The 23,709-nt window shown below is 73.3% G+C and carries 22 protein-coding genes; 18 read left to right on the top strand and 4 right to left on the bottom strand.

Annotated features, from left to right (window positions below):
* The first annotated feature begins 39 nt into the window (after positions 1 to 39).
* The 3 genes from QC283_RS04515 to QC283_RS04505 all read left to right on the top strand — a co-directional run bounded on the left by QC283_RS04515 (position 40) and on the right by QC283_RS04505 (position 2,615).
* Positions 40 to 735: a 4'-phosphopantetheinyl transferase family protein gene (locus QC283_RS04515; RefSeq protein ID WP_279560019.1), complete on the top strand. Its 696-nt coding sequence runs from the start codon at positions 40 to 42 to the stop codon at positions 733 to 735.
* A 163-nt stretch (positions 736 to 898) separates the two neighbouring features.
* Positions 899 to 1,957, top strand: a complete 1,059-nt coding sequence (locus QC283_RS04510) for a sensor histidine kinase (RefSeq protein ID WP_279560018.1) — start codon at positions 899 to 901, stop codon at positions 1,955 to 1,957.
* Positions 1,941 to 2,615: a response regulator transcription factor gene (locus QC283_RS04505; protein WP_279560017.1), complete on the top strand. Its 675-nt coding sequence runs from the start codon at positions 1,941 to 1,943 to the stop codon at positions 2,613 to 2,615. The genes QC283_RS04510 and QC283_RS04505 overlap by 17 nt, the downstream gene beginning before the upstream one ends.
* Before the next feature lie 161 nt (positions 2,616 to 2,776).
* On the opposite strand, the gene pdxR is transcribed toward QC283_RS04505, so the two are convergent.
* Positions 2,777 to 4,177, bottom strand: a complete 1,401-nt coding sequence (pdxR, locus tag QC283_RS04500; protein ID WP_279560016.1) for a MocR-like pyridoxine biosynthesis transcription factor PdxR — start codon at positions 4,175 to 4,177, stop codon at positions 2,777 to 2,779.
* A 108-nt stretch (positions 4,178 to 4,285) separates the two neighbouring features.
* Here pdxR and QC283_RS04495 point away from each other — a divergent pair, with 108 nt between their 5' ends.
* The 15 genes from QC283_RS04495 (at position 4,286) to QC283_RS04425 (ending at position 20,156) form a co-directional block, all read left to right on the top strand.
* Entirely contained in the window at positions 4,286 to 5,626 is a 1,341-nt protein-coding gene (locus tag QC283_RS04495) for a nucleotide sugar dehydrogenase (RefSeq protein WP_279560015.1), read from the top strand.
* Positions 5,626 to 6,771, top strand: a complete 1,146-nt coding sequence (gene trpD, locus QC283_RS04490) for an anthranilate phosphoribosyltransferase (RefSeq protein WP_279560014.1) — start codon at positions 5,626 to 5,628, stop codon at positions 6,769 to 6,771. The genes QC283_RS04495 and trpD overlap by 1 nt, the downstream gene beginning before the upstream one ends.
* Complete coding sequence (locus QC283_RS04485) at positions 6,752 to 7,549, top strand: indole-3-glycerol phosphate synthase TrpC (RefSeq protein WP_279560013.1); 798 nt, start codon at positions 6,752 to 6,754, stop codon at positions 7,547 to 7,549. Before trpD ends, QC283_RS04485 begins: the two co-directional genes overlap by 20 nt.
* Positions 7,546 to 8,733: a tryptophan synthase subunit beta gene (trpB, locus tag QC283_RS04480; protein WP_279560012.1), complete on the top strand. Its 1,188-nt coding sequence runs from the start codon at positions 7,546 to 7,548 to the stop codon at positions 8,731 to 8,733. The genes QC283_RS04485 and trpB overlap by 4 nt, the downstream gene beginning before the upstream one ends.
* The gene (gene trpA / locus QC283_RS04475; RefSeq protein ID WP_279560011.1) at positions 8,730 to 9,527 is read left to right on the top strand and encodes a tryptophan synthase subunit alpha; all 798 of its coding nucleotides are present in this window, start codon (positions 8,730 to 8,732) and stop codon (positions 9,525 to 9,527) included. Before trpB ends, trpA begins: the two co-directional genes overlap by 4 nt.
* Positions 9,524 to 10,693 carry a DegT/DnrJ/EryC1/StrS family aminotransferase gene (locus QC283_RS04470; RefSeq protein WP_279560010.1) on the top strand — a complete coding sequence of 390 codons (1,170 nt, stop codon included), beginning with the start codon at positions 9,524 to 9,526 and terminating at the stop codon, positions 10,691 to 10,693. The genes trpA and QC283_RS04470 overlap by 4 nt, the downstream gene beginning before the upstream one ends.
* The gene (locus QC283_RS04465; RefSeq protein WP_279560009.1) at positions 10,690 to 11,814 is read left to right on the top strand and encodes a DegT/DnrJ/EryC1/StrS family aminotransferase; all 1,125 of its coding nucleotides are present in this window, start codon (positions 10,690 to 10,692) and stop codon (positions 11,812 to 11,814) included. The genes QC283_RS04470 and QC283_RS04465 overlap by 4 nt, the downstream gene beginning before the upstream one ends.
* 5 nt (positions 11,815 to 11,819) lie before the next feature.
* Entirely contained in the window at positions 11,820 to 12,728 is a 909-nt protein-coding gene (locus QC283_RS04460; protein ID WP_279560008.1) for a sugar phosphate isomerase/epimerase family protein, read from the top strand.
* Positions 12,721 to 14,034, top strand: coding sequence for a M20/M25/M40 family metallo-hydrolase (locus tag QC283_RS04455; RefSeq protein ID WP_279560007.1), 1,314 nt, complete (start codon positions 12,721 to 12,723; stop codon positions 14,032 to 14,034). The genes QC283_RS04460 and QC283_RS04455 overlap by 8 nt, the downstream gene beginning before the upstream one ends.
* A 47-nt stretch (positions 14,035 to 14,081) precedes the next feature.
* Positions 14,082 to 15,242 (top strand): Ldh family oxidoreductase, encoded by a 1,161-nt coding sequence (locus QC283_RS04450; protein ID WP_279560006.1) that lies wholly within the window; start codon positions 14,082 to 14,084, stop codon positions 15,240 to 15,242.
* A 56-nt stretch (positions 15,243 to 15,298) separates the two neighbouring features.
* A complete protein-coding gene (locus QC283_RS04445; protein ID WP_279560005.1) occupies positions 15,299 to 16,612 on the top strand; it encodes a Gfo/Idh/MocA family protein in 1,314 nt (437 codons plus the stop codon).
* Complete coding sequence (locus QC283_RS04440; RefSeq protein ID WP_279560004.1) at positions 16,609 to 17,292, top strand: phenylalanine--tRNA ligase beta subunit-related protein; 684 nt, start codon at positions 16,609 to 16,611, stop codon at positions 17,290 to 17,292. The genes QC283_RS04445 and QC283_RS04440 overlap by 4 nt, the downstream gene beginning before the upstream one ends.
* 139 nt (positions 17,293 to 17,431) lie before the next feature.
* Complete coding sequence (locus tag QC283_RS04435) at positions 17,432 to 18,925, top strand: anthranilate synthase component I family protein (protein WP_279560003.1); 1,494 nt, start codon at positions 17,432 to 17,434, stop codon at positions 18,923 to 18,925.
* Entirely contained in the window at positions 18,922 to 19,521 is a 600-nt protein-coding gene (locus QC283_RS04430) for an anthranilate synthase component II (protein WP_279560002.1), read from the top strand. Before QC283_RS04435 ends, QC283_RS04430 begins: the two co-directional genes overlap by 4 nt.
* Entirely contained in the window at positions 19,491 to 20,156 is a 666-nt protein-coding gene (locus QC283_RS04425; RefSeq protein WP_279560001.1) for a flavodoxin family protein, read from the top strand. Before QC283_RS04430 ends, QC283_RS04425 begins: the two co-directional genes overlap by 31 nt.
* A gap of 24 nt (positions 20,157 to 20,180) precedes the next feature.
* On the opposite strand, the gene QC283_RS04420 is transcribed toward QC283_RS04425, so the two are convergent.
* The 3 genes from QC283_RS04420 to QC283_RS04410 are packed head-to-tail and all read right to left on the bottom strand — an operon-like array spanning position 20,181 to position 23,579.
* Positions 20,181 to 21,449, bottom strand: coding sequence for an amidohydrolase family protein (locus QC283_RS04420; protein WP_279560000.1), 1,269 nt, complete (start codon positions 21,447 to 21,449; stop codon positions 20,181 to 20,183).
* A complete protein-coding gene (locus tag QC283_RS04415) occupies positions 21,439 to 22,170 on the bottom strand; it encodes a hypothetical protein (RefSeq protein ID WP_279559999.1) in 732 nt (243 codons plus the stop codon). The genes QC283_RS04420 and QC283_RS04415 overlap by 11 nt, the downstream gene beginning before the upstream one ends.
* Positions 22,167 to 23,579: a phenylacetate--CoA ligase family protein gene (locus QC283_RS04410; protein ID WP_279559998.1), complete on the bottom strand. Its 1,413-nt coding sequence runs from the start codon at positions 23,577 to 23,579 to the stop codon at positions 22,167 to 22,169. Before QC283_RS04410 ends, QC283_RS04415 begins: the two co-directional genes overlap by 4 nt.
* Between the last annotated feature and the right edge of the window lie 130 nt (positions 23,580 to 23,709).

Raw genomic sequence — 23,709 nt, 5'->3', positions numbered from 1 at the left:
GTTGGCAGCCCTGGTCCGTTCCGACCCCGGGAAGCCTTCATGCGCACCCTGTCGCCCCCGTATGCCTCCGATATCGACTTCGGGGACATCCATGTCTGGTCCGTCCCCCTGGACCGGGTCCCGCTCGACGACGCGGACTCGGTCCTCGCCTCCACCGAACGCGCCCGTGCGGCGCGGATCCGCCATCCCGCCGGCCGGCGGCGCTACCGCCGCGCGCACGTGGCGCTGCGCATGGTGCTCGCCGGCTACCTCGGCGTCCCTCCCGACCGGCCGCGTTTCGTCCGCCGCTGTCCTGAGCCGGAGAGTTGCGGCAACTGCGGCGGCGGACGGCCCGTGCTGGTCCCCGGGGCCTGGCCGGAGCTGGAGTTCAGCCTGTCCCACTCCGGAGCGGCCGCCCTGGTGGGGGTGGTCCGGTCGCCCGGCACGGTGGGAGTGGACGTCGAGCGGCTCCGTACCTCGTTCGACTGGAGCCGGCTGCCACAGGTCGGTGCGGCGGACCGGGTCGCCGGGTTCCGCACCTGGACCGCCCTCGAGGCGGTGGGAAAGGCGGCGGGCACCGGGCTGCGTGTCCCGGTCTCGGTCGGTGAACCGCGGGCCGGCGGGCCGCGGCGGGCGCGGCGGGCCGGGGACCGGGCCGACTGGTACGTGCACGAGGTGGACTGCCCCGACGGGTACGTAGGATCCGTTGCCACGCATACGCCGGATGCGATACTGAGGTCATTCCTGTGGACTTAAATGGGGCGGGCTCAGGACTTGGGGTGGATGGGTGCGTGCGTTGACAACCCATAATCGCGCGGTAATGATCGCAGCGTCGGATCAGGGGGAGGGGGCTCCGTTGGTGCAATCGGACTCCGCGGCAGTCGGCAAGGAGAGTTCGACGGCGGAGACACTTCTCGCCTTGTCAAGCACATTATTGGACGAATATCGGCTTCGACTGGAGGAGATAAAAAGCCCGCTGGTCGCCGACGACGCCACCTGGCACAGCTGCGCGCTGCAGGCCGAGCGGGTCATCCGGGACTGCGCCGAGAGCCTGCGTCACTGCCGGGCCGAGGTTCGCGGCACGCTGATCCAGCAGGTGCAGACCCTGGGAACGGAACGGGTCACCAAGGGCATCGACGCCGTGCACTCGATCCGTGCCGGAATCATCCTCTTCGACCTCGTCTTCGACGCGATCGCCGGCGCGATGATGTCCTCGCCCGACGAACTCGACTGCTTCAAGGCCGCGATCCGCACCCTGCAACAGGGCATCGGGAAACGGCTGGAAGCCGGTGCGCTGGGACACGACATCTACCTGCTCAACACGGTGCGCGAGGTCAACGCCGCCTCGTACCGGCAGCTCGCCCGGGAGATCCACGACCACCTGGGCAACCACGTCAGCCTCGCCCTGCGCCAGCTCGAGCTGCACGAGATGACCATGGACGCCGGACCGCACGAGGTCTCCGCCCGGATCGGCGCCGTCAAGGAGACCCTCACCGAGTCGCTCGGCATCATCCGCGACCTCGTCACCCAGCTGCGCCGCGCCGACCGCGAGGGCACGCTGGAGTCGGCGTTCGCCGCCTTCCTGGAGTCGATGGAGATCACCCCCTCCCAGGTACGGATCCAGGTCAACGGCAGCGAGGAGTGGGCCACTCAGCACGTCCTCGACGAGGTCTTCCTCGTCGTCCGCGAGTGCCTGCGCAACGCGCTCGCCCACGCCGACGCCGAGCACGTGCTGGCGGCGGTGGACATCGCGCCCTACCGGCTGCACGCGCTGATCGAGGACGACGGCCGCGGCTTCGACGTCTCGGCGGTCGCCGTCACGGGCACGGCCAACGGGATCGCCTCCGTCACCGAGCGGGTCGAACTGCTCGGCGGCAGCATCCTGCTCACCAGCGACCCCAAGGGCGGCGGCACCCGGGTCACTGTCACCGTCCCTCTGATGGACTTGCCAGGTGATTCCGTTGAGCCCGCGTCCTGAACTCATCCGCATCCTCGCGGCGGACGACCACACGCTGCTGCGCACCGCCCTCACCGAACTGCTGAACGCCGAGCACGACTTGCAGGTCGTGGCGGAGGCGAGCAGCGGACGCGGGCTCGCGGAGCTGGTGGAGCGACACCAGCCGCATGTGCTGCTGCTCGACGTGGAAATGCCGGACCACCACCCCCGGGCTGCGGTGCGCCGGCTGCTGGAGCGCTTCCCCAGCCTGCGGATCATCATCCTCACCATGTACGACGACCAGCCCCTCGTCCACGAACTGCTCCAGCTGGGCGCCCGGGGCTATCTGCACAAGAGCGTCTCGCGCGGTGCTCTGCTGACCGCGGTCCGCAACGCGGCCAGGGAGGACGACCAGATCACCATCCTGGTGCCGCGGTCCGGCTACACGGCCGGGCAGACCCAGGCGAACGAGCAGGAGGCCGGTCCGGTGTCGCCGCGCGAGCGGGAGGTGCTGACGTGCGTCGCGGAGGCCATGAGCAACCGGCAGATCGCGGTCCGGCTCGGGATCACCGAGGGCACCGTCAAGCGGCATCTGCGGAACATCTTCGACAAGTTGGACGCGGTGTCGCGGATCGACGCGGTGAACAAGGCGCTGGCGCAGAAGCTGATCGCGGCTCCCCGGGGGCGCTCCATGCGATGACGCCCTCGGCGGTGCCGCCGTCGCGGTGGCCGGGTGCCCGGCGTTCCGCCGCGGGCACCCACCGCCGCCGCCGCCGGCGACGGCCCGCCCTCAGCCCTGCCGTCCCCCTAGCCCTGCCGTCCCCCTCAGCCCCGCCGTCCCCTCGCCCCTGCCGCGCCTCCTCAGCCCTGCCGCGCCTCCTCGTACGCCTCGCCGATCGCCGCCATCGCGTCGTTGATGCCGGTCAGCGGGAGGGAGCCGTATCCCAGGAGCAGGGCCGGCGGGCCGGGCGGGCCGCGGAAGCGGAACTGCTGGCCGCCGCGGACCAGCACCGAGCGGCGCAGCGCCCCGTGTACGACGGCGGCCTCGTCGGTGCCCGGCGGCAGCAGCGCGTAGCTGTGCAGACCGGCGGCGCAGCCGCAGATCCGGGCGTCGGGCAGTGATTCGCGCACGGCGGCGGCGAGGGCGTCGCGGCGGGAGCGGTAACGCGAGCGGACCCGGCGCAGATGACGGTCGAGCAGGCCGCTGCGCATCATCTCGGCGAAGGCCAGCTGGGTGAGAGTGTCGGAGCCCTGGTCCTGACGGGAGCGGACCCGCTCCATCAGCGGGTACAGCTTCGGCGGTATCGCCAGCCAGCCGAGCCTGAGGCCGGGCACCAAAACCTTGCTGGTGGTCCCGGCGTACACCACTCGCTCGGGGTCGCCCTCCTGAAGCGCGGTGGGCCTGACCCCGTGGTCGAACCAGAACTCGCCGTCGTAGTCGTCCTCGATGATCCATCCGTCCCGCTCCCGGGCCCAGGCGAGGAGTTGCCGCCGGCGCTCGGGCGAGAGCATGACCCCGGTCGGGAACTGGTGGGCGGGGGTGACCAGGACGGCGCGGGCGCCGGTGCGGGCCAGGGCCGCGACGTCCAGGCCCTCCTCGTCGACCGGTACCGGCAGCGGGGTGATCCCGGTGTCCAGGATGAACCGGCGCTGGCCGCTGTGGCCCGGATCCTCGATGGCGAGTTCCCGCAGGCCGAGCCGCTGCAAGGAGTCGGAGAGCAGTGCCAGCCCTTGTGCGAAGCCGGCCGTGATCATCACCTGTGCGGGCTCGGCGCGCACCGAGCGCACCCGGCCCAGATACCCGGCGAGTTCGTTGCGCAGTTCGGCGATGCCGGCGACCGGAGGGTAGTCCATGCCCTCCCGGCTGACGTTCTGCAGGACCTTCGTATAGGAGTTGAGCCATTCCTGACGGGGGAAACTCGACAGGTTCGCGATGCCGACCCGCAGGTCCCAGCGCGGTCCGGAGGCCGGCCGGGCGTCCAGCAGGGGTGACGCAGCGGTCTGCTCGGGCAGCTTCCGGGTGACGTGCGTCCCCGATCCGCGGACCGCGTCCAGATAGCCCTCGGCTATCAACTGCTCGTACGCCTCGACCACGACACTGCGTGAAAGCCCCAGGTCCTGGGCGAGTTGACGGCTCGACGGGAGCCGTGCGCCGGGGTGCAGCACCCGGTCCTCGACCCGGCTCTTGATGGCGTTCTGCAACTGCGCGGTGAGTGGTACCGCCGAGTCCCGGTCCACTTGGACCGACAGATGCCAGGCCATCTGGTCTGCTCCGTCCCCCGCACAGTGGTCTGGGTGGCCCCTCGCGCCCACTGGCCTAATGGATCACGCCAACGGCCCTTATTTATAGCACTTCGAGGGGAGAACCCAATGAATTCGATGACGGGCGTACTCACTCCCGCGTCTCAACTCCGGGGCGATGCGGCCCTCTTCGACGAGAAGCTGGCGAGCCGGACCCTGCGGGTGGGAATCGTGGGGCTCGGTTACACCGGTCTCCCTCTCGGTCTCGGATTCGCCGTGGCCGGGCTGCCGGTCCACGGCCTGGACACGGACGCCGCGCGGGTCGCCCAGGTGGGCCGCGGGGAGTCCTATCTGCCGGATGTCTCCGACACCGAACTCGCCGCGGCCGCCGACCGGCTGAGCGCCACCACCGACACCGCGCAGCTGGCCGGCTCGGACGTGCTGATCATCTGCGTACCGACCCCGGTCACCGGCGACCGGCGGGCCAACCTGGACTACGTGGACCGCGCCGTGGACTCGGTGGCACCGCTGCTGCGCCGCGGGACGCTGGTGGTCCTGCAGTCCACGGTGCCGCCGGGCACCACGGCCGCCGCGGCCGAGCGGCTGGCCCGCGCCAGCGGCCTGCGGCAGGGCACCGACTTCCACATGGCGATGGCCCCGGAGCGGGTCGACCCCGCCAACACCAACGGCTGGCACCTGGCCAACACCCCGAAGGTGGTGGGTGGTCTCACCGAGGAGTGCACCCGGCGGGCGGCGGCCCTCTTCGGGCTGGTCTGCGAGACGGTGGTGCCGGTGGGCACGCCGGAGGTCGCCGAGCTGTCCAAGGTCTTCGAGAACACCTTCCGACTGGTCAACATCAGTCTCACGCTGGAGCTCTCGGACCTCTGCCGACAGCTGGGGATACCGGTCCGCGAGGTGATCGACGCCGCCTCCACCAAGCCCTACGGTTTCCTCGCGCACTATCCGGGGCCGGGCGTGGGCGGCGAGTGCATACCGGTCGACCCGCACTTTCTGCGCGAGGCCGCGGCCGAGGCCGGCACCCCGATGGAGCTGGTGGCCGCCGCGCACGAGCGGGTGGAACGGCGGCCGCGACAGGTCGTCGAACGCCTCGCGGAGCTGGTCGGCGAGCGCGGCTCCCCGCTCCGCGGCGCCCGGGTGCTGGTCGTCGGCGTCAGCTACAAGAGCGGCGTGGCCGATCTGCGCAACGCTCCCGCGCTGGACGTGATCCGCCATCTGCGCGAGGCCGGAGCCGTCGTCTCGTACCACGACCCGCTGGTCGTGGACCTCGTGGTGGACGGCCAGCCGGTCACCGCGGCCCCCTGGCTGGCTCCGGAGCTGGCGCGGCAGGACGCGGCGGTGCTCGTCACCCCGGTGCCGGGGCTGGAGCAGGACCTCATGTGGGGCATCCCGCCGGTCGTCCTCGACACCCACAACAAGCTCGCGGCGGCCAGCAATGTGGCGGTGCTCTGATGGCCGCGGCCCTGCTCGCCGACCGGGCACTGCCGGCGGTCACCCGCGACGTGGTCGCGGGCCGGACGGTGACACCCGAAGCGGCAGGGGACGCGGTGGCCGAGCTGCTGCGGGAGACCACGGAGGCGGTGGACGCCGCGGCCTTCCTGACCGCTGTGGCGGTCACCGGAGCCGGCCCGGAACTCGTGGCGGCCGCTGTGCGGGCGGTGCTCGCGGTGGCCCGGCCGGTCGCCTGGGCGGGACCCGCGGTCGATGTGGTCGGCACCGGCGGTGACGGCAGCGGCTCGGTCAACATCTCCACGCTCGCCGGGCTCGTCGCGGCCGCCGCCGGGGCGACCGTCGCCAAGGCCGGCAACCGGGCCGCGACGTCGCGGTGCGGCAGCGCCGATCTGCTGGAGGCACTCGGCGTCGAACTCGACGCCGGGGAGCGCATCCCGGCCCTGCTGGCCGAGCACCGGTTCGCGTTCCTCTTCACCCCCGCGCTCCATCCGGCGTTGCGCCGGCTGGCGCCCGTCCGGCGGCGGCTGGGCTTCCGCTCCCTGTTCAACCTCTCCGGCCCGCTCGCCAACCCGGTGCCGCTCACCGGCCGCCTGATCGGCACCGCGACCCGGCGGGACCAGGAGGTCCTGGCCGAGGCGGCCGGTCTCCTCGGCCACCGGCGGACCTGGGTCGTCCACGGCTTCGGCGGCATGGACGAGCTGACCACCGCGGGCCCCGCGCGGGTGCTCCAGGTGGACGGCGGGAACCTCACCGAGTCCGTCGTCGACCCCGCTCAGCTCCCACTGCGTCCGGCGGGCCCGGCGGAGCTGGCGGGTGGCGGCCCGGCGCGCAACGCCGTCCTCGCCCGCGAGGTCCTCGCGGGTACGGCGGCAGCGCCGCTGCTCGACATGGTGCTGCTGAACGCGGCGGCCGTCCTGTCGCTGGCCGGGGCCGCCCCGGACCTCCCGGCCGCCCTCGTCCTGGCCCGTCAGGCGGTCCGTGAGGGAGCACCGGCCGAGCTGGCCGACCGCCTTGCCCGAGACCGGGAGGACCAGGTCCGAGACCGAGTTCGAGTCCGGGACCGGGACCGATTCCGCGACCTCGTCCGAGACCCAGTCCGCGCCCACACCCCCAAGGAGGGCCGTCATGGCCATGCACCTCGATGACATCGTCGCCGCGAAACGCGCCGCGTGGAGCGGCCCCGCGGCAGCCGACGCCGCCGCGCGTGGCCGGTCGGTTCCCGCCGTACCCGGCCGGTTCGCGGCGGCGCTCGGTGGCCGCGACGTCTCGGTGATCGCCGAGATCAAGCCGATGTCCCCGTCCAAGGGCCGGCTGCTCGACCTCTCGCGGGCCGTTCCCACCGCCGTCCGGTACGTCGAGGCGGGTGCCTCGGCCGTCTCGGTGCTGGGTGACGCGCCGTACTTCGGCGGCTCGCCCGAGCTGGTCCGCTCCGTCGCGGAGCACCCGGCGGTGACCGTACCGGTCCTCTTCAAGGACTTCCTGGTCGACACCCGCCAGGTGACGCTCGCCCACGCCAGCGGCGCCGACGCGGTGCTGGTGATCGTCCGGGCCGTGGACGACGCGCTGCTGGCCGACCTGGTGGCCACCGCGCACGGCCTGGGGCTTGACGCGCTGGTGGAGACCTTCACCGAGGACGAGGTGGACCGGGCGCTCGACGCCGGAGCCCGCGTCGTCGGCATCAACAACCGGGACCTGCGGACCTTCGCGGTCGACCTGGACAACTCGGCCCGGCTGCGCCGCGACATCCCGCGCGGCGTGCTCACCGTCAGCGAGAGCGGCCTGGCCGGCCGCCCCGACATCGAACGCATCGCCGCGCACGGCTTCGACGCCGCGCTGATCGGCGAGTCCCTGCTCAGCAGCCCCGACCCCGCCGCCCGACTGCGGCAGTACACCGGGGTCCCGATTCTGGAGGTGGCCTCGTGAACGGCCGATTCGGCGAGTACGGCGGACAGTTCGTCGCCGAGACCCTGGTGGGTCCGCTCGAGGAACTGGAGCTGGAGTACCACCGCGCGCTGGCGGACCCCGAGTTCACCGCGGAGCTCGACCGGCTGCTCAAGATGTTCGTCGGGCGGCCCACACCGATCACCGAACTGCACCGGCTGGGCGCCACCGAGAACGGCGTCAAGCTCTGGCTCAAGCGCGAGGACCTCACCCACACCGGCGCCCACAAGATCAACAACTCGATCGGGCAGGCGCTGCTCGCCCGGCGCCTGGGAAAGAAGCGCATCATCGCCGAGACCGGCGCCGGACAGCACGGCGTCGCCGTGGCCGCGGCCTGCGCCTACCTGGGCCTGGACGCCACCGTCTACATGGGCCGGGTCGACGCCGAACGGCAGGCCCCCAACGTGCAGCGGATGAAGCTGCTCGGGGCCAGGGTCGAACTGGTGGACCTGGGCACCGCGACCCTGAAGGACGCCATCAACGCCGCGATCCGCGAGTGGATCGCCCACCCCGACACCACTCACTACCTGCTCGGCTCGGTCGTCGGCCCGCATCCCTTCCCCACCATCGTGCGCTCCTTCCAGTCGGTGATCGGCCAGGAGGCCCGGGCCCAGTTCCTGTCCGAGAACGGCCGGCTGCCCGACGTGGTGGTGGCCTGTGTCGGCGGAGGCTCCAACGCGGCCGGCATGTTCAGCGCCTTCCTCGACGACCCGGTGCGCCTGGTCGGCGTACAGGCGGCCGGCGAGGGCAAGGGCGGGCAGGGCGGCCACGCGGCCCCGCTGCTCTACGGCGACCCGGGCGTGCTGCAGGGCACCCGCACCTACCTGCTGCAGGACGACGACGGCCAGATCCAGCTCACCCACTCCATCGCCCCCGGCCTCGACTACGCGGGCGTGGGCCCCGAGCACTCGTACTACAAGGACTCCGGCACCGTCGAGTACATCTCCGCCTCCGACGACGAGGCGCTGGACGCCTTCGTCGCGCTCAGCGCGCACGAGGGCATCGTCCCGGCCCTGGAGTCCGCGCACGCGGTGGCCGGCGCCCTGAAGGTGGCCCGCGAATGCGAGCCCGGCAGCACCGTCCTGGTCAATCTCTCCGGCCGCGGCGACAAGGACCTCACGTCCGCCCTGGCCGCCCTGGAGCAGCGTGAGGAGAACCCGCGATGAAACGGCTCGAGCAGACCTTCGGCGACAACCGCGCCAAGCAGGAGACCACCCTGGTCGCCTACCTCACCTCCGGCTACCCCTCGCTCGGCGAGACCGTCGGCCTGATGCGCGCCGCCCAGGACGCGGGTGCCGACGTGATCGAGCTGGGTGTGCCGTTCTCCGACCCGCTGGGTGACGGGCCGGTCATCCAGGCCGCCGGGCAGGCCGCGCTGGACACCGGCACCACCACGGCCGCCACCCTCGACCTGGTCGCCGAGGCGCGCGCCGGCGGGATCGAGGTGCCGATCATGCTGATGGGGTACTGCAACCCCTTCCTGCGCTACGGGCTCACCCAGCTCTACGACGACGCCCGCTCGGCCGGCGCCGACGGGTTCGTGGTCCCCGACCTGCCGGTCGGCGAGGGCGCCGAGTGGCTGGCCCACGCCGAGGCCACCGGTCTGGGCCAGGCGTTCTTCACCGCGCCCGGCAGCTCGGCCGAGCGCGTCGCGGCGGCGGCCGCCGCCTCCCGCGGCTTCGTGTACGTCCTCGCCGCGAACGGTGTGACGGGCGTCCGCTCGGAGCTGGCCTCGGGCATCGACTCCTACCTGGAGCGGGTCCGGGGCGCGGGCGACACCCCGATGGCCGTCGGGTTCGGCATCTCCCGCCCGGAGCACGTGGCGGCACTGCACGGCAAGACGGACGGCGTGATCGTGGGCAGCGCGCTGCTGCAGGCGATCGGCGCGGCCCGCGACGCGGCCGGCCGCCGCCGGGCCACCACCGACCTCGTCTCGTCCCTGAAGGCGGCCACCCGATGAACGAGACCATCGCGTTCGGCGGCCACCCGATGAACGAGACCGTCCCCTTCTTCAGCGGCGCCGCCTCCGCCCGCCGCGACCGGCCGGCGCTGGAGGCCCGGATCCGCCAGGTCGCCGCCTCCGGCCGCTTCACCTCCGGCCCGGTCACCGCCGAGCTGGAGCAGGCGATCGCGCGGCGCACCGGCGCACGGCACGCGGTGGCCGTGGCCAACGGCACCGACGCGCTGGTCATCCTGCTCCGCGCGGCCGGTGTCGGGCCCGGCGACGAGGTGATCGTCCCGGCGTACACCTTCTTCGCCACCGCGTCCTCGGTCCTGCACGTGGGCGCCGAGCCGGTCCTGGTGGACGTCCTGCCCGGCTCGTACGCGATGGACCCGAGGCGCGCCGAGGAGGCGATCACCGAGCGCACCAAGGCGATCATGCCGGTGCATCTCTTCTCGCAGATGGCCGACATGGAGGTGCTGAAGGACCTGGCCGACCGGCACGGACTGCTGCTGCTGGAGGACAGCGCCGAAGGCATCGACATGCGGGCGGGCGGGGTGCACGCGGGTCTGTGGGGCAGCGGCGGGGTGCTCTCCTTCTTCCCCACCAAGACCCTCGGCTCGCTCGGCGACGCCGGCATGCTGCTCACCGACGACGACCGGATCGCCGCGAGTGCCCGCAGGCTGCGCCAGCACGGCCAGGACACGGACGGCGACTACCTGCACCACGAGATCGGCTACAACAGCCGGTGCGACGAACTGCAGTCGGCGTTCCTGCTGCACCGCCTGGAGCGGCTGAGTGAGGAGATCGAGCGCCGCGCCGAGCTGGCCGCCCTGTACGACCGGCTGCTGGCCCCGCTGGCCCCCGCGGTCGCCACACCGTGGCTCGCACCGGCCAAGACGCCCGGCAACCAGGTCTACTACGTCTACCTGATCGAGTGCGACTGCCGCGACGAGCTGGTCGCGTACCTGGACGCGCACGGGGTCGGCACCGAGACCTACTACCCGCGTCCGCTGACCGAGCAGCCGCTGCTCGCCCCGCTGCCCGGCTCCCGGCACCCGGTGCCGGTCGCCGAGGCCGCCGCACGCCGCGCCGTGGCGCTCCCGCTCTATCCCGACCTCACCGACCGGCAGGCCGAGCGCGTCGCCAGACTGGTCCACGCCTTCCACGGAGTCGCATCGTGACCACCGCCATCCCGTACTACGACGGGCCCGCCCGCTTCGCCGACTGGACCGACGACGTCGTGGAGGTCTTCCGCGAGGTCGCCGAGAGCGACGAGTTCATCCTCAAGTCCCGGGTCGAGCGCCTGGAGGCGGAGGTCGCCCGGCGCACCGGCGCGGCCCACGCCATCGCCGTCGCCAACGGCACCGGCGCGCTGACCGTGATCCTCTCCGCGCTCGGCGTCGGCCCCGGCGACGAGGTCGTCACCCCGGCGTTCTCCTTCGTCTCCACCGCCTCCACCGTCGCCCTGCGCGGCGCCCGGCCGGTCTTCGCCGACGTGGAGTACGAGACGGGGCTGCTCGACCCGGCCGCGGCCGAGGCCGCCGTCACCGAGCGCACCCGGGCCCTGCTGCCGGCGTACCTCTTCTCCTCCTCCCCGCGCATGGCGGACCTCGCCGCGCTCGCCGCCCGGCGGGGGCTGCACCTGGTCGAGGACAGCGCGGTCGCCCTCGGCGCCGAGGTCGACGGCCGTCCCGCCGGCCGGCACGGGCACGCCGGGGTGTACTCCTTCTTCCCCGCGAAGCCCGCAGGCGGCATCGGCGACGCCGGGATGATCGTCACGGACGATCCGGAGCTCGCCCGCACCGCCCGCATGCTGCGCAACCACGGCCAGCCGCCGGGCAAGCGCTTCTACCACGAGCTGCTCGGCTTCAACTGCCGGATGGACGAGCTGACGGCCGGTTTCCTGCTGCGCAAGCTGCCCCAGCTGGACCGGCTGCTGGAGCGGCGCCGGGAGATCGCCGAGTGCTACGAGGAGGGACTGCGGCCGCTCGCGCCCGAGCTGCTGCCCCCGCCGGCCGGCTTCGAAGGACGCTCCGTCTACACCTACGTGGTGCGCGCCCAGCGGCGCGACGAGCTCCGCGCCCATCTGGCGGACCAGGGCATCGGGACGACCGTCTACTATCCGCGCCCGCTCCCGCTGCAGCCCGCGTTCGCCGCACTCGGCCACCGGGAGGGCGACTTCCCGGTCGCCGAGCGGCTCTGCCAAGAAGCGCTGGCGCTGCCGCTGCACCCGGACATGGAACCGGGGGCCGCCGAGCGAGTGGTGGCCGCCGTCCGCGACTTCTACCGGGCGGGGCGGTGAGGGCGGTGCGGGCGGTCCCCGGCGCCCCGAACATCACCGCGGACCGGCTCTGCGGCATCGGCGACGAGGCCGCCCCGGACCTCACCGGCCAGCTGGTGATCCACCACGAGCTGGGCATCAAAGCGCTCGAGCTGCGCACCGTCGACGGTCGCCAACTGCACGAACTGCCCCCGGGCGAGGCCGCCGACCTGGCCCGGCGCACCATCGTCGCGGATCTGCGGGTGCCGGTCGTGGACACCCCGGTCGGCTCCTGGTCCACCACGGTCGCCACCGACCTGGACGCCGAACTGGCGGTGCTGGAGCGCTCGGCCAAAGTGGCCGCACTGGTCGGCTGCGACCGGCTGCGCGTCATGTCGTACCCGAACGACGGCCGCCCGGAGCACGAGTGGCGCGCCGAGTCGCTGCGCCGGATGCGGGTGCTGGCACGGGAGGCCGAGCGCCTGGACGTGACCCTGCTGCACGAGAACTGCCAGGGCTGGGGCGGCCGGAGCGCCGAGCACACCCTGCGCATGCTCGAGGAGGTCGCCAGCCCCCGGCTGCGGCTCCTCTTCGACACCGGGAACGGACTGGCCTACGGCTACGAGGCGTTGGACTTCCTGGGCCGGGTGCTGCCGTGGGTGGAGCACGTGCACCTGAAGGACGGGGTGGTACGCCCCGACGGCAAGGCCGAGTTCACCATGCCGGGCGCGGGCACGGCCCGGGTCGCCGACTGCGTACGGCTGCTGGAGGAGTACGGCTACCGCGGCCACTACAGCCTCGAACCGCATCTGAACCACATCCCGCACCTGGGCGTGGCCGGCGACCCGGCCGCCCTCGCCGACGGTTTCCGGGAGTACACCCGGCGCCTGTGCGCCCTGCTGGGCATCGAGTCCGCGGTGAACCACCTGTACTGGGAGGAGAGCCACCATGGCTGAGTGGACCGGGACCACCCGCACCGGCATCGACGGTTGTCTCACCGCGGCCGACGTGGAGTGGCTGACCGAGCTGATGGCCGTCGACTCCGTCTCGCCGCTGGAGGGCGGCCCGCTGGACGGGGCGGCCCGCGCCCAGCGGGTCTTCCTGGCCGGTGCCGCCGAGCGCGGCTTCCGCACCGTGCTGCACCAGACCCCCGCCCCCCAGCTGCTGCGGCGCCCCGAGGTGCCGGCGCCGGTGCGCGAGGCCGCCGAACGTGACCTGCCCGCCTTCCTGTCCGGCCAGCCCTCGGTGGTGGCCGCCTGGGGGTCCCCGCAGCCGCAGGAGCGGCGCATGGTCGTCAACTTCCATGTGGACACGGTCGGTCCGCACGTGCCACCGCGCCTGGAGGGACGCGTCCTGCACGGCCGGGGCGCGGTCGACGACAAGGGCCCGGGGATCGCCGCCGCGGTCGGTGTCGCCGCCGCCTTCGCCGAGGACCCGGGGCTCGACGGCCGGATCGAGGTGCAGATCGCCTCCGTGCCCGGCGAGGAGGGCGGCGCGATGGGCACGTACGGCACCCGCGCCCTCGTCGACGCCGGGTACACCGGGCGGCTGATGGTCTTCGCCGAGCCCACCGGCAACACGTTCATGGACGCCTGCACGGCCGCGATGACCCCGCGGATCACGGTGCTCGGCGAGGACTCCACCGACGACCACCCGGGAGACGGCCACAACGCCACCGTGGTGCTCGGGTTTCTCGCCGACTTCCTGGCCCGCCGGCTCGGCCCGCTGGCCCACGGCATGGGCGCCAAACTCTGCGTCGCGGGACTGCACACCGGCACCGCGCACAACCGGGTCTACGGCGGTGGCCGGCTGCTCCTCAACATCGCCTACCCGGACACCGAGCAGGCCGAACTGCTGGCCGCCGCGCTGGGGGTGCTGCTGGAGGAGGCGCGCGCCGAGTTCGCCCAGGCCCACGCGCACGATCCGTTCGCCCGGCGCACCGTGAAGGACTGGCAGCGGATCGTCCGCCTGGACTGGCTGAAGCAGGGCCTGCCCACCCTGCGCAACCGCGACCCGGAAGCCGAAGGGATGCTGACGCAGGCCGGCTTCACCCGGCACGACGGTCTCGCCGACGGCTCCGCCTTCACCTGCGACGCCATCTGGGCCCCGGGCCCCGGCCGCTACGTCGCGGTCTGCGGCCCGGGCCGGCTGGACGCCAACGGGGCGCACACCCCTGCCGAGTTCGTGGACCTGGACGACCTGGACGCCTACGCACTGCGCGTCAAGGAACTGGTGCACAGCTTCGCCGCCCGTACCGCCTGACCCCCTCCCACACCCCCGCCACCCCTCCCGGAGAGAAGGCCCCCGTCATGACCGTTCGTGTTCCCCTCGCCGAGCTCACCTCCTTCGTCCAGCGCGTCCTTGGGGAGTGCGGCCTGGACACCGCGTCCGCCCGCACCGCCGCCGACGTGATCACCTACGCCGACGCGCACGGCTTCACCACCCACGGCACCAACGGGCTGGTGAACATCTACGCCCCCCGCCTGCTCGACGGCAGGATCGCCGCCGACGCCGCCCCCCGCGTCGTCCAGGAGACCGCCGGTGCCGCCCTGCTGGACGGCGACCGAGGGCTCGGGCTGGTCACCATGGACCTCGCCATGGACCTCGCCATGGACAAGGCACGCCAGACCGGCATCGGCATGGTCGCCGTCCGCAACAGCACCCACTTCGGCAGCGCCGGCTTCTACACGCACAAGGCGGCGAACGCCGGTCTGATCGGCCTGGCGATGACCAACTGCGGCGCCCAGGGCGTCGCACCGCCGCTGGGCGGCACCGTGCGGATGCTCGGCACCAACCCGCTGAGCGCGGCCGTCCCGGTGACCGAGGGCGCGCCGTTCGTCCTCGACATGAGCACCACGGTGGTCGCCACCGGCAAGATCAAGGCCGCCCACAAGGAGGGCCGGCCGGTGCCCAGCGAGTGGCTGATCCGGCACGACGGCACCCCCACCTCCGATCCGGCCGACTTCATGGCCGAGGAGGCGGACGTCGCCTGGCTGGGCGGCCCGGCGGCGACCGGCGGCGCCAAGGGCTTCGGCCTCGCCCTCCTGGTCGACCTCCTGTGCGGCCCGCTCACCGGCGCCGCCTACGGCCCCCGGCCCGGCGTGCTGAAGGGCGAGCCCGCGGGCGACGACAACGTGGGGCACACCGCGATCGTGATCGACCCGTCGGCGTTCGGCTCGGCGACGTCCATCGCCGCCGAGAGCCGCACCCTGCTGGACACCGTGGCGGGCTCCCCGGCCGCCGCCTACGCCGACACCGTCACCTACCCGGGAGCCCCCGAGGCCAGGCGGTACGAGGAGTCGCGGCGCGGCGGTGTCGAGCTGCCGGGCCCGGTCGCCGAGGGCCTGGCGGCGCTGGCCGGCCGGCTCGGCGTACCGGCGCCCGGCCCGCTCGCCCCCCGGGGCCCGCTGGTGACCGTCCCGACCGCACCCGCGTCCGTGGGACGCACGCCCGAGGGCCGGGCGGCATGACACCGCCGACGACGACCACAGCACCCGACCCGACGACCGGAAAGGACCCCGCGGCCATGCGTATCGGAGTGATCGGACTGGGCGTCATCGCCCCCTTCTTCCTGCGGGCCATCGACGAGGCACCGGACCTGAGCCTGACCGCGGTCTGCGACCTCGACCCGGGCAAACTCACGGGATTCGAACCGCGGACCGCCGTCTTCACCGACCACCGCGAGCTGCTCGCCTCGGGCCTGGTGGACGGCGTGGTGATCACTCTCCCCAACCACGCGCACGCCCCGGTCGTGGGCGACGCGCTACGGGCCGGCGTCCACGTCTGCTGCGAGAAGCCGCTGACGGTCGTCGCCGCCGACGCGCACCGGCTGACGCGCCTCGCCGACTCGTACGGCACCACCCTCTTCACCGCCTTCCACCGCCGCTACAACACCCATGTGCGGCAGCTCGCCGCCACGCTGCCGGACCGCAAGCTGATCTCGCACGTCACCAGCCGCTACCAGGAGCGGATCGAGGAGCACTCCGGAGCCGAGGGCTGGTACCTGGACATCGACCGCTGCGGCGGCGGATGCGTGATTGACAACGGGCCCAACGCGCTGGACGCGCTGGAGACCGTGCTGGGCCCGCTCACGCTCACCGACGCCGTCCTCGGCGACGTCCGCTCCGGGGTCGAGTTCTGCGCCGGCCTCCGGCTGGCCACCGAGGACGGCATCCCGGTCCAGGTGGACCTGGACTGGGCGCTGGAGACGGGCGAGCGCAAGGACATCACCGTGCATCTGAAGGACGGCCGGCAGTTGTACGCCGACATGCTCGGCGGCTTCACGGAGTTCAAGTCCTCCCTGGACCACGAGTACGCGGGGATCATGGCGGACTTCCACCGGGCCGTACGGGAGGGCCGGAGCGAGCCCGACCGGGGGCCGCACATCGTGGATCTGGTCGAGGGGGCGTACGGGATCGGCCGGTCCCGCGAGGAGCGGATGCGGATGCCGGTCAAGGACCCGGTCTCGGCCCACCTCGTGAAACTGCTGTTCCACCGGCGTGCGGACCGCGGGATGCGGCTCTCGCAGTGGCGGTCGAGGTGTGTACGGGCCGGCGACGTGCACGAGCTGGTCACCACCACCGACCGGCCCACCGCCACCGGGGACCGGGTGGACCGGGTGGGGTTCATCGGCTTCGCCGAGTTCCCCACGGGCCTGGTGATCGAGCGCGGGGACGTGGTGACGGGCCCGGACGGGCCGATCGGACGGGTGGCCGGATTCGACGAGTGCCACGCGCCGAACCACTACAACATCCTCATAGACACCGACCGCGTCCTCACCGCCGAGGACCTGAACCTGCGCCCCACCGACACCCTCACCTTCTCCGGAGGCACCCGATGAACCCGGCCCGACCGCTCTACCGCACCGCGGAGTTCCGCATGATCGATGTGGCGCCCGGGGCCCGGGAGCTGATGCCCGGGGTCCAGGTGCTGACCCTGGAGGCGGAGCTCCCCGAGGGCGGCGTCGCACCGGCCGACGCGGTGTGGGCCGAGGCGCACGCCCGGTGGAACGGCGCGAGCAGAGCCGAGGTGCGGGCGGACCCGCGGGTCACCGCCTACCGGGAGCTGAGCCGGCGGCTCGGCAGCCACCCCGACAAGCAGCCGCCGTCCGTGCAGGCCCTGATCGACCGGGGGCTGCGGGGCAAACCACTCGGCGCCTGGCCGCGGATCAACCCGGCCGTCGACGCGGTCAACGCGGCGGCCGTACACACCCGCGTCGCGCTCGGCCTCTTCGACCGGGACCAGCTGGCGGGCAGGGTGCGGCTGCGGCTCGCCGACGGCACCGAGGAGTTCCACGCGATCGGCGCGGACCAGCCGGTGGTCCTGGAGGCGGGCCGGCCGGTGCTCGCCGACGACGAGCGGGTGCTGTCGCTCTTCGCGCACCGGGACGGGGTGCGGCAGGCCGTCACCGCGCGGACCCGGCGGGTGCTGCTGCTCGCGTGCGCGGTCCCGGGCGTCAGCGAGGACGGGTGCCGGGACGCGCTGCTGGAGGCGGCCGGACTGCTGTCCGCCACGGGCTGAGACCCGGGACCGGCACCCCGGCGCGCGGGAAGTGGTACGCCGGTGCGCCGGGACAGTGGACTGCTGTGGGGGGACGTGCCGTTGGTTGGCTGGCATCACGCCGCTGATCGACTCACGGAGCGAAGAGGACCCACCCACGATGACCATGACCGCCGTCGCGCCCGTCGCGGCACCGCCCCGGGCGGACACCGCGCCCCTGCGGGTGACCGTGGCACGCGCAGCGCTGCCACCGCACGCCCCGCTCACCCTCGGCACCGAGCTGCGCCGGCTGCTCGGCGAGGACCAGGTGTTCCTGTTCGAGAGCCTGGCAGGCCCCGCCGAGGACTGCCGCTTCGCCGCGGTCGGCGCCGAGGTACTGGCCCGGATCACCGTGCACGACGGGCAGGCCCTCGTGGACGGGGTGCCGGAGCTGGCGCGCAGACTGCGCGCGGTCACCGACCGGGCGGCGGGCGACGGCGTACAGGCGCTGCTGCGGGCGCTGGGCGAGGCGTTCGCCGTGGAGACCGACGTACCGCCGGGCTCGTACGCCTTCGGCTTCCTCGGCGTCTTCGGCTACGAGGCCGCCTGGCATCTGGAACGGCTCCCGCCGCACGCCCCCGGACGGGACCCGGAGATCACCCTCACCGTCTTCCGCCATGTCGTCCAGTACGACCCGGACACCGGCGAGACCTGCCACCTGTACGCCGACGCCGCTGAGTTCGGCGGCCCGGGCGCGCTCGGCCCGGACCTCACCGCACTGGTGCGCGTCCTGCCCCACGAGCCGGCCCCGGTACCGCCCGCTCCCCGGCCGGACGCGGTGCGCGGCACCGTGGGACGCCAGGAGTTCACCGACCGGGTCGAGGACTGCCTGGAGCACATCCGCGCGGGCGACGTCTACCAGATCCAGATCGGCCACCAGATCCACGTCACCACACCGCTGCCGGCCCTCGACGCCTACCGCCGGCTGCGGCACAGCAACCCCTCGCCCTACATGTACCTGGTGCCGTGGGCCGGCCGCAGCCTGATCGGGGCCAGCCCCGAGCTGCTGCTGCGGATCGAGGGCCGGAGCCTGACCATGCGGCCCATCGCCGGCACCGCGGCGCGGGCCGCCGAACCGGCCGAGGACGCCCGCCGGGCGGCCGCGCTGCGCGCCGACGCCAAGGAGCGCGCCGAGCACATCATGCTGGTCGACCTCTGCCGCAACGACGTCGCGCGGGTCTCGGTGCCCGGCACCCTCACGGTCGAGCGCATGATGGCCGTCGAGCGCTTCGCACACGTGCACCACCTGGTCTCCACGGTCCGCGGCGAGCTGGCCGAGGGCGCCGACGTGTGGTCCGCGCTGCGCGCCACCTTCCCCGCCGGCACCATGACCGGGGCGCCCAAGATCCGGGCGATGGAGCTGATCCTGGAGATCGAGGACCGGCCGCGCGGCGCCTACGCGGGCGCCCTGGGGCTGATCGACGTCCGCGGACAGGCCGCGACGTTCGCCCTGTGCATCCGCACCGCCGTGCACAACCCGGCCACCCGGACGTACACGCTGCAGGCGTCGGCCGGCGTCGTCGCCGACTCCACGGCCGACGGCGAATGGCGCGAGACGCTGATCAAGATGGGCGCGGTGTACACCGCGCTGACCGGCGAGGAGCCGACGGCATGAGGATCCTCCTGGTCGACGCGCGCGACAGCTTCACCCACATCGTCGACCACTGTCTGCGCGAACGCGGCGCCCACACGGACGTCGTCACCGCGCACGCCCACTCCCCGGCCGAGCTCGCCGCCCGCCGCCCGGACGCGGTGGTGCTCGGCCCCGGCCCCGGCCACCCGGCCGACTCCGGCCACCCGGAGCTCGTACGCCACTTCGCCGGCCGGTACCCGCTGCTCGGGATCTGCCTGGGACACCAGGCGATCGGGCTGGCGTACGGCGGACGGGTCGAGCGGGCGGCGCGCCCGCTGCACGGCAAGACCAGCCGTCTCGACCACGACGGCTCCGGCGTCTTCGCGGGGCTGGCGCCCGGCACGGAGGTCACCCGCTACCACTCGCTGGCCGTCGCGGAGCCGCTGCCCGCCGAACTCGCGGTGACGGCACGGGCCCGCGAGGACGGCTGCGTGATGGGGCTGCGCCACCGCCGGCTGCCCGTCCAGGGAGTGCAGTTCCACCCGGAGAGCATCACCACGCACGACGGACTGGCGTTCATCGACAACTTCCTGGAAGGGATATCGCGATGGTCACTCACCGCCCCTGGGCGACGATAGCCGCGCTGAACGGCTCCGAGCGGCCCGACGGACTCACCGCGCGGGTGCTGCGCGTCCTGTCCGCGGCCGCCGCCGAACACGGCGTCCACATCGACACGATCCCGCTCGCCGAGTACGACATCACCCCCTGCGGGGCGTGCGGCGACTGCAACGTCCGGCCGTTGCCGTGCGCGGTGGACGACGACGTCCCCGCCCTCGTGGACCGCCTGGTGCGGGCCGACGGCGTGCTGTACGCGGCGCCGGTGCACGGGTTCGGTCTGGCGGGCGTGATGCAGAACTTCATCGAGCGCGCCGGGGTCGGACGGCTGCGGTTCGACCGTCCGCTGGCCAACAAGGTGGCCGGCGTCGTCGTCACCGGACGCCGCTACAGCCACGACCGGGTCTTCGGGCAGCTCATCGACAACGTCCTGCTCAACCGGATGATCCTGGCGGGCAGCGGCTTCCCCGCCTTCGTCCACGACCAGTTCGCGCCGGAGGAGGACCACGAGGGGCTCGCGGCCGCCCGGGCGCTGATCGACCGCATGGTCGACATGCTGCGGATCATGCTGCTGCCGCACGGCGGGCGCGAGGACACCGCGCGGCTGCTGTCGCTGCCGCGCAACGAACGGACCGGGCCGCTCGCCCCGGTGGGGTGAGCGGCCCGGCGGGGACGGCCCGGTTCAGCCGGCGGGCGGCGCCAGCGGGCCCGCCACGTGGCGGCCGCCGATCAGCACCGACCGCAGCGCGCCACGGTCCTGGAGCACCCTGAGGTCCGCCGCCGGGTCGCGGTCCCACACCACCAGGTCGGCGAGGCGGCCCGGCGCCACCTCCCCGGCGTCCCGGCCGCGTCCGGCCAGCTCCGCCCCATGGGCGCAGGCCCACTTCAGGACGGTCTCCGGCGCGATCCCGGCCCGCTCGACGTACATCACCAGCTCGTCGGCGTAGGTGCCGTGTGGGGTCCACGCGAAGCCGAAGTCGTCGCCCGGCACGATCTTCAGGCCGAGCTTCTCCGCCATCGGCAGGAAGCGCAGGGTGTTCTCGATCTCCTTGCGGAAGTCGAGCGACTCCAGGTAGTCCGGGGCCTTGCCGAACTTCTCGCCGAGGGCGAGCAGCCGGTCGGGCTGGAAGAGGCTCGGCACCACGAACACACCCCGCTCGGCGATCGTCTCCAGCGCCTCGTCGTCGGCGTAGGTGGCGTGGTCGATGACGTCGACGCCGGCGGCGAGCGCGTTGCGGATGCCGTCGAGGCCCCGGGAATGGGCCCGTACCCGGGCTCCGCGTCCGTGGGCGGTCCGCACCACCTGGCTCAGTTCTTCACGGCTGAAGAGCAGTTCCTCGGAGCGGGCGTTGGGGAAGGTGTCGTCGCCGGAGGAGAAGACCTTGATGATCTCGGCGCCCTCGTCGATCTCCTCCTCGGTGTACTTCACCAGGTCACCGAGGACGTCCACCACCGGCATCAGCTCGCGCGGCATCCGCTTCTTCAGCTCGGGGCTGCGCCGGTCGGGCGGGCCCGACACCATCAGGTCCCGGCTGCACGGCGTGACGCGCGGGCCGGGGATGACACCGGCCTCGATGGTGTTCTTCAGCGCCATGTCGATCCCGGCCACCGACCCGGCCCCGACGAACGCGGTGTAGCCGCGGGCGAGCAGGTCCGCCGCGTGCCGTGCGGCGTGCAGGGCGACCTCGGGGACCCGGTACTTGAAGAGGGTCTCGCGGCCGTTGGTGACGTTGACGTACGCGATGTGGGTGTGGCCCAGGGTCATGCCCGGCATGACGGTCGCCCCGGCCAGATTCCAGCGGCGGAAGTCACCCTCGGCGGGCGCCTCGGCGGCCGGCACGACGGCCTCGACGCGGTCCCCGGCGAGCAGCACGGAGCGGGCGGGCAGCGAGGCGCGGCCCCTGCCCTCCTGGACGGTGACGTCGTGCAGCAGCAGGCGGTCAGCGCTCATGAGGTTCGGCTCCTTCGACGGAGGCGGGAGTGGGCTGGTTCACGACGGCGGGCCCGAAGACCATCCACACCATGGGGACGCCCGGCCGCGAGACCTGGAAGACCAGCCGGTTGGCGACCCGGCCGGGTTCGTTGGTGATGGCCGCGTCCGCCTGGCCCTCGGCGGCCAGCCGGGCGGCGTGCATGGTGGACTCGGCGGGCACCCAGGCGATGTCGTAGTCGCCGCGGCCGCCCTCGAGGCCGTCGAGCAGCTCCACCAGCCGCCGGGTCTCGCGCAGGGTGGCCAGCCGCAGGACGCCCTCGCGCAGCCGCGGCCCGCGGGCGGCGATCCCGTAGTCGGGGGTGGGCGAGGAGAACGTGGCGTCCAGCCGCAGCCGCGGTGACCAGAAGAACCGGGTGGCGCACTCGGCGGCCCCGGGGACCAGGGCGTACGGGGGGCCCGAGGGGGTGCCGACGGCGGCCAGCAGTTCCTCGAAGGAGTCGTACGGCACGGGGTGCACGACCGGGCCGCCGAGGTGGGCGAGCCGGTGCGCGAGCCGGCCGAGGGCGACCATGGAGGTGGTGCCGTCCGGGCCGAGGGTGCCGATGCTCAGGTCGCCGGGGCGCAGCAGCGGCGAGTGCGGGATGCGGGCGGGCTCCCAGAGGATGGGAAACGGTGTCTGGTCGGCGGGGCCGTCGACGGTGCCGTCGGTGGCCCGGGGACGCAGCGCGTATCCGGTCATGCGCCGCGCGCCCTGGACCCGGCGAGCCTGCGGGCGGCGGCCGTCTCGTGGTCGACGCCGGTGCGCCGGTCCTGGATCCGCGCGGCCTTCCAGCTGACGAACGCGCCGGTGGTGGTCACCGGGTCCAGCTCGTCCAGGAACTCCACCCGGCAGCGCACCCCGAGGGTGGCCGCGACGCGCTCCGCGTGACCGCCGCCCGACTCGCGGGCGGGTCCGCCGGGCAGGTCGAGGCGGACGACGAGAAGGTCCTCGCCGGCCGAGTCCCGGTCGATGACCACCTGGTAGCCGAAGGAGTGGTCGATGCCCCGCAGTACGGCCTGCTCGACCTGCCAGGCCTGGAAGCTCCGGCCGCCGAGGACGATCCGGTCGCGGGTGCGGCCGACGACCCGGACGACGGGGCCCCGGATGCCGCAGCCGCAGTCGTTCGCGGAGAGTTCGACCAGGTCGCCGGTGCGGTAGCGGATCAGCGGCTTGACGCCGTCGACCAGCATGGTGACGACCAGTTCGCCGCTGCCCTCGGAGCCGAGGGAGGCGCCGGTGTCCGGATCGACCAGCTCGGCGATGTAGTTGGGCCGGGCCAGGTGGAGCCGGCCGTGGGCGCAGGCGGAGGCGACGACCAGCGTCTCCTGGGCGCCGTAGAGGGCGTTGTAGGTGCGGGCGTCCCAGGCCTGGTCGATCTGCCGGGCCAGGTCGGGGGTGCACATCTCACCGGTGACCAGGAAGACCTTGACGGCGAAGTCCCGACGCGGGTCGAGACCCTCGGCGTGCGCGGCCTTGGCCAGGGACAGCGCCACGTTCGGGGTGCAGAAGACCACGTCCAGGGCGAGGTCCCGCATCAGCTGGAGCGCCTTGGGGAAGCCGATGACCGGGGAGTACGGCCAGATCTTGGCGACGGCCGAGCCCACGTTGCGGGCCACGTCGCCCAGGGTGTCGCCGAGCGAGTGCACCTCGGTGGGACCCATCACGCCGACCCGCGGGGACCGGCCGCCGAAGACGTCGGCGAAGATGTTCCGCCAGCTCTCCGTCACATGGGCGTTGGAGGCGATCACCTCGCGCGGGCCACGGGGGCAGGGGGTGGCCGGACCGGTGGTGCCGGTCGTCTCGTAGTAGAAGCAGGCCTCGTCGAGGTCCCGGCTGAGGATGTCGTGCATGGCCGTACGCAGGTCCTCCTTCGTGGTGAAGGGGAGCCGCGTCAGGTTCTCCAGGGTGAGCCCGTCGGCGTCCACGCCGGCCAGCCGCCGGCCGTAGAAGGGGGAGCCCTTCTGGGCGAGGGCGACGACCGTGCGCAGCCGCTCCTCGGCCCACGCGCGCCAGGCGTCCTCGTCGAGCTCACCCGCGGTGTAGCGGTCGTGCAGTGCCAGATAGCGGTCGATGAAGTCTTGGTGCTTCCCGGACGTGGGCAGCCACATGGTTCCCCCAGGTGGTTCGGCGGGTGCGGTGGACGAGGTGCCGTGCACCAGGGCGGGCCTGGGTGCGCCCGTACGCGTCCGGGAAGCGGCCATCCGATACTGCGGGCCGCGCCGCCGTGCCCTCAATCAG

The sequence above is a fragment of the Streptomyces sp. DH41 genome (genome assembly GCF_029813785.1).
Classification (GTDB): domain Bacteria; phylum Actinomycetota; class Actinomycetes; order Streptomycetales; family Streptomycetaceae; genus Streptomyces.
Note: the sequence above shows the minus strand (reverse complement) of the source record. Positions and strands in the feature narration are given on the sequence as shown.